At 33.7% G+C, this 5,000-nt stretch carries 6 protein-coding genes (1 of these 6 running past the window's edge); 4 read left to right on the top strand and 2 right to left on the bottom strand.

From position 1 onward, the window contains the following. The 4 genes from mer to IJQ68_RS02320 all read left to right on the top strand — a co-directional run. Positions 1–513, top strand: the 3' portion of a protein-coding gene (mer, locus tag IJQ68_RS02335; protein WP_292796446.1) for a 5,10-methylenetetrahydromethanopterin reductase. It extends 450 nt beyond the left edge of the window; the window shows 513 of its 963 coding nt (coding positions 451–963); its start codon lies beyond the left edge, outside the window; the stop codon is at positions 511–513. A 109-nt stretch (positions 514–622) separates the two neighbouring features. Then, complete coding sequence (locus tag IJQ68_RS02330) at positions 623–1,705, top strand: archaeosine biosynthesis radical SAM protein RaSEA (protein ID WP_292796445.1); 1,083 nt, start codon at positions 623–625, stop codon at positions 1,703–1,705. Between the two features lie 39 nt (positions 1,706–1,744). Then, the gene (locus IJQ68_RS02325; RefSeq protein ID WP_292796443.1) at positions 1,745–2,224 is read left to right on the top strand and encodes a DUF308 domain-containing protein; all 480 of its coding nucleotides are present in this window, start codon (positions 1,745–1,747) and stop codon (positions 2,222–2,224) included. Positions 2,225–2,244: 20 nt separating this feature from the next. Beyond that, positions 2,245–3,525, top strand: a complete 1,281-nt coding sequence (locus tag IJQ68_RS02320; protein WP_292796441.1) for an adenylyltransferase/cytidyltransferase family protein — start codon at positions 2,245–2,247, stop codon at positions 3,523–3,525. On the opposite strand, the gene IJQ68_RS02315 is transcribed toward IJQ68_RS02320, so the two are convergent. Both IJQ68_RS02315 and IJQ68_RS02310 read right to left on the bottom strand, forming a co-directional pair. Further along, positions 3,512–4,246 carry an NAD(P)-dependent oxidoreductase gene (locus IJQ68_RS02315; protein ID WP_292796439.1) on the bottom strand — a complete coding sequence of 245 codons (735 nt, stop codon included), beginning with the start codon at positions 4,244–4,246 and terminating at the stop codon, positions 3,512–3,514. The two genes, IJQ68_RS02320 and IJQ68_RS02315, sit on opposite strands and share 14 nt — an antisense overlap. A 10-nt stretch (positions 4,247–4,256) precedes the next feature. After that, entirely contained in the window at positions 4,257–4,949 is a 693-nt protein-coding gene (locus tag IJQ68_RS02310) for a DUF89 domain-containing protein (protein ID WP_292796448.1), read from the bottom strand. Positions 4,950–5,000: the final 51 nt, after the last annotated feature.

Below are 5,000 nucleotides of genomic sequence, written 5' to 3'. Positions count from 1 at the left end.
GGTGCTCAAGGACCTAAAATGTTAGAAACCGCTGGAGAAATCGCAGACGGTGTATTAATTAACGCTTCCAACCCTAAAGATTACGAAGCAGCTATGCCTATGATCAAAAAAGGTATCGAAGCAGCTGGTGGAGACAAAGAATTTGATGTAGGTGCATACACCGCAACATCCATTGGTGCAGACTCTGACGCAGCTAAAAACGCAGCTAAAATTGTAGTTGCATTTATCGCAGCAGGTTCACCACCTCCAGTTATCGAAAGACACGGATTACCTGAAGGATTCAACGAAAAAATGGGTGAATTCTTAGCTAAAGGTGACTTCGGTGGAGCTATCGGTGCTGTAACTGACGAAGCATTAGACGCATTCTCAGTATGTGGTACTCCTGATGAGTTCATTCCAAAAATTGAAGGCTTAGCTGAAATGGGTGTAACTCAATACGTAGCAGGTTCCCCTGTTGGTAAAAACGTAGAAGAATCCATTAAATTATTAGGAGACGTAATTGCAAGTTTCTAAACTTGCTTACTTTTTCTTTTTTATTTTTTTAAATCACGTATACACAAGTTAATAACAAATAATTTTTAACCATAATCTTTTATTATACCACCAACCATAATATATTATAATGGAAATTGAAAATTTATGCAAAGATATTAGAAAAAGGGCTTTTGAGCGAAAAGACCCTAAAACTCCAGAACAAGTTGGAGCTAGCTGGTATAATGATGATTTAACTTATGATGGCGTGTCAAAAACACTGTTTATAATATTGCCTACACCAGGTTGTGCTTGGGCATTAGGCGACAGCGGAGGATGTACAATGTGTAGTTATGTTTCAGACTGTACGCTGGAACCTATTGATAGTGAAACTATTATCAGCATATTCAATGATCATCTGTCCCGTTTTGATATTGAAAGTGAGGACAGAATAGCCGTTAAATTATTCGCATCAGGCAGTTTTCTAAATCCATATGAGCTTCCAATAGATGCCCGTAACAAAATCCTAACAACATTAGCCAATATGGATAATGTAGCTGAAATTATTGTGGAATCAAGGCCTGAATATGTTAAAGAGGAATATCTGGATGATATCTTTAATATCATTGGGAACAGATTATTTGAAGTTAGTATTGGCCTTGAAACATCCAATGATTATACTCGTCTAAACAAAATCAACAAAGGATTCACATTAAAAGATTTTGAAGATGCAGTTAAAACAATGCAGGATTTAAAAGATGAAAAAGGATATAATCTCAAATCCAAAGCATATATCTTTGTAAAACCAATACTTGTCAGTGAAAGCGAAGCAATAGCTGAAGCAATAGAAACTGCAAGACATTGCGAATCCATTGGCGTAGACAGATTATCATTCTGCCCCGCAACGATTCATGGCGGAACAGTTATTGAAAGATTTTGGAGAAAAGGCGCTTACCAACCCCCATGGATTTGGAGCTGTATTGAAATCATCAATACTGTTAGAGACGAAATTAAGATACCTGCACTTCTCGATACCTCAGGATTCGGATCAAGACGTGGCCCATATAACTGTAAGAAATGCAATAAAGATTTAAAACATATGATTATAGACTGTAATTTAACTCAAAGCCCAATAGAATACGATTGTGAATGTAAAAGCGAATGGATGGCTGAAGTTAAAAATGCAAATATGAATCAGTCAAAAGTTAAAATCAAACATATACCATTATATTGAAATAATAATAATTTAATAATTAATAAGTGGAGGATTTAAATGAAAAATAAAATTGTTAGTTTACTGGCTATAATTTTAGGAATAATGATTATTTCATTTCCAATACTTGGAGTTATAACGACCAGTGCAATACTGGGATTATCAGTTTTATTTATATCAATCTATGCATTAATAACTGGTATAGCAATAATCGATTATAACACTCCGGGTTCAGTAATTGATATTATATTGGGAGTGGTGCTTCTCATAATTAGTATAGGATTGATATTCAATCCAGCATTATTCGGATTTTTAGCTGAAATAACACTTTATCTTGCAGGAATCATACTAATTATTGCAGGAGTTATTTCCCTGGTTAATAATCGTAATTCCAAATATGGATTTTACATTGGAATTGTCGGAATCATACTGGGTGTATGTTATATCATTATCGGAACATACATTGCAAATCCAATTATTTTAGGTACGCTAATCGGAATGTGGTTAGTAATAAGCGGAGTAATGAGATTATTAAATTAATCTCCTAATTTTCTTTTTTGGTGTTTATTTTGATATGTATAAGTGCAGATTTTGATCCTGTCCACAAAGGACATGGAAAACTGATTAAAGAAGCTCGAAAAATTGCAGACAATGAATCTAAAAAGCTTGTTGTTTATTTGAACAAAGGATTCAGTGCAAATCATGCCCCATTTTTTGTAGATTTTGATGCTAGAAGCGAAATGGCACTGGCACTTGGTGCTGATGAAATAAAGTCTTTCGAAGGACTTCACCATAGGTTGGTTCTATCATACAGCGTTCCCATCAGACTCACACAGATGATTAATGATGGTGCAAGTGACTATATTACCTCAGCAAGCATATCTCTTGATGAAATATCTCAGAAAGCTCAAAAATTCATTGCCGAAGGCAACTTTGTTGGAATGCCGAAAAATTATACTAACCGAAACGAAATAAGATGGTATGCATTAAACGAATTTTTAGGTTCAAAATTAAAATTCCATATTGTAAAAGAACTTGATAAGGATAAATATTCCGGACGCTTAATCAGACAATCAATTATTGATAATGACTATACTATAACCTCAAAAATCAGGAAATTACTTCCCAAATCCACTGTCGAAATTCTGGAAAGAGAAATCGACAACAATAATATTGATTTGGGCCGTAACTGGACAGACATATACAAACGGATGAATACTTATTCAAGAGGAAATCTCTCAAAAATAGCTTACTTGAATGGTGAAACCATAAATCAAATCATCAAAAAGAGAGTTTATTCCAATCCGGAATCCGTTTGGGCTACTTTTAGAAGATCAAATTATGGTCCTGTAATGACACGTCTTGCAATAAGTTCTATTGAAATGGATGTGACAAAACAGGAAGTAATGGAACTGATGAAAAGTTATGAAGCTGAAGGAGTCATACCTGAAATGCAGAAAGTTTCAAAAGTGATTGACAGAGCATGGTATGTTGCAACAAAAACGAATGAAGGAATGAGTGCCCGTGAAGCAAATAACAACTTCAGACAAGGTAATGTCGAAGATGTGAATGCACCGTTAAGTATTGATGCCGGATTGAATCTCACACGTTTTGAAACAAAAATTATGAAGGAAGGCCTGAATGCGGATTTATATGTTGATAAAAACAATAAGATATCCGTTCAGCTTAAAAGTGAAGGCAAAAAAATTAAAACCAATTTAAGATTGCCTGCACGTGAAGTCACATATCTAAGATATATATTAGATTCACACTTCATTCCAGTGAGTGGAAAAACAAAAAAAGATAAAAAGGGATTCAAGATTAATGTTAAAATTGCTTAAGCTTGTCCAATGCAGTTTTAACCATCTTCAACTCATCACTATTAAAGTATTGCAAAATCTCTTCCAATTCTTCGGATTTTCTTTTGGAAGATTTTAAGGTATTGTTTATTCTGGAAAGAGATTTCTGCTTAAAATCATCACCTTCAGTCAGTGACAATACATCAAAGAATTCATCCTCCAGACCTAAGCTTTGAGCTAAATCATAACTTTCAATCAGAAGAACTGATAATGATTTGGTGTAAATGCTTCTGAGCAATTTCAAAGTGGAAGCATCACCGATTCTATTGGAAATTACCTTAACATTTAGGAATTCGTTTAAGAAAAGTAATTCTTTTGCGTTTTCACCAGATAAATATAATACTGGATTATTTGAGTCTATTTTTCCAATAATGGCACCATCAACAAAATTTTCAACCACATTATTTATTTCATTTGCTGTTTTAGGAGATATGTTATTCAAATCCAAATATAATGCAGAAGTGTTTCCATATTTTTCTGCAGTTTCAATGGCCTGTGATGGTGAGTTGGCTGAAATTATGATATCCGAATTTTCAATAGCTTGGCTGAATGAATCATAAACTGAAACATCGGACTTGTTAATCAGGTCAATTGTATTTTGTGATCTGTTTTGCGTGGAAGTGACGAAGTTAATATTTTGAGATTTGATTAATCTGACCAAATTGTATGAAACTTTTCCAAAGCCTATTAAAGCAATATCCATATAAATCACATTATCTATTTAAAAGCAACATGTCGTGAAGATTAACACCAATATCCTTAGAGATTGTTGTGCATTTAGCACAAAGCAGGAAAAATACTTCTTTATCAGACAAATCAATTTCAGTTAGCCCTTCATAGTTGCCCATTCCTTTGGATATTATGAATTCATGGCTATCAAATATTTTTCTAAACTCATCTGATATTTCACTGTCAACATAACCTACAGTTCCGCAGCCGATTTCCACAATTTCTCCAAACTCATCCAAACCCGCATTTACTGCATCTTCCATACATGCATCGTTTAAAATAGGGTAAGATTTGACTGCAATAGTAATCTTGACACCATATTCCTTGATTTTAGAAAGCAATATCTTATCAAAAACAATTTCTCCTGTGTTGTCTACCAGGTACAGCACATTATCATATTTTTTCAGTGCATCTTCAAATTTTTCAATATCTTTTATTGCCAAATCCTTTTTTAAAGAATCCTTAATGAATGATTCAATATCGTCATCCAAAGTGAAAGCACCGAAATCCAAGATATTTCCAACAATAGCTATTTTAACACGATTTTCAAGACAGTCATCTTCATCCAATATCTTTTGGGCAATCGGCAAATATCTAAGAGCGATTTCATTGCCTAATTTTTTTTCATTAATATATGGATCATTACAACCGGTCTTTTCTTTTATGAGATTGTGAATATAAGAACCTGTTTTATTTGAATTGGTTCATTTTTTAAATGTTTTGGATAG

The sequence above is a fragment of the Methanobrevibacter sp. genome (genome assembly GCF_017447225.1).
Taxonomy (GTDB): Archaea; Methanobacteriota; Methanobacteria; order Methanobacteriales; family Methanobacteriaceae; genus Methanocatella.
This window is presented reverse-complemented; position numbering and strand designations above follow the sequence as displayed.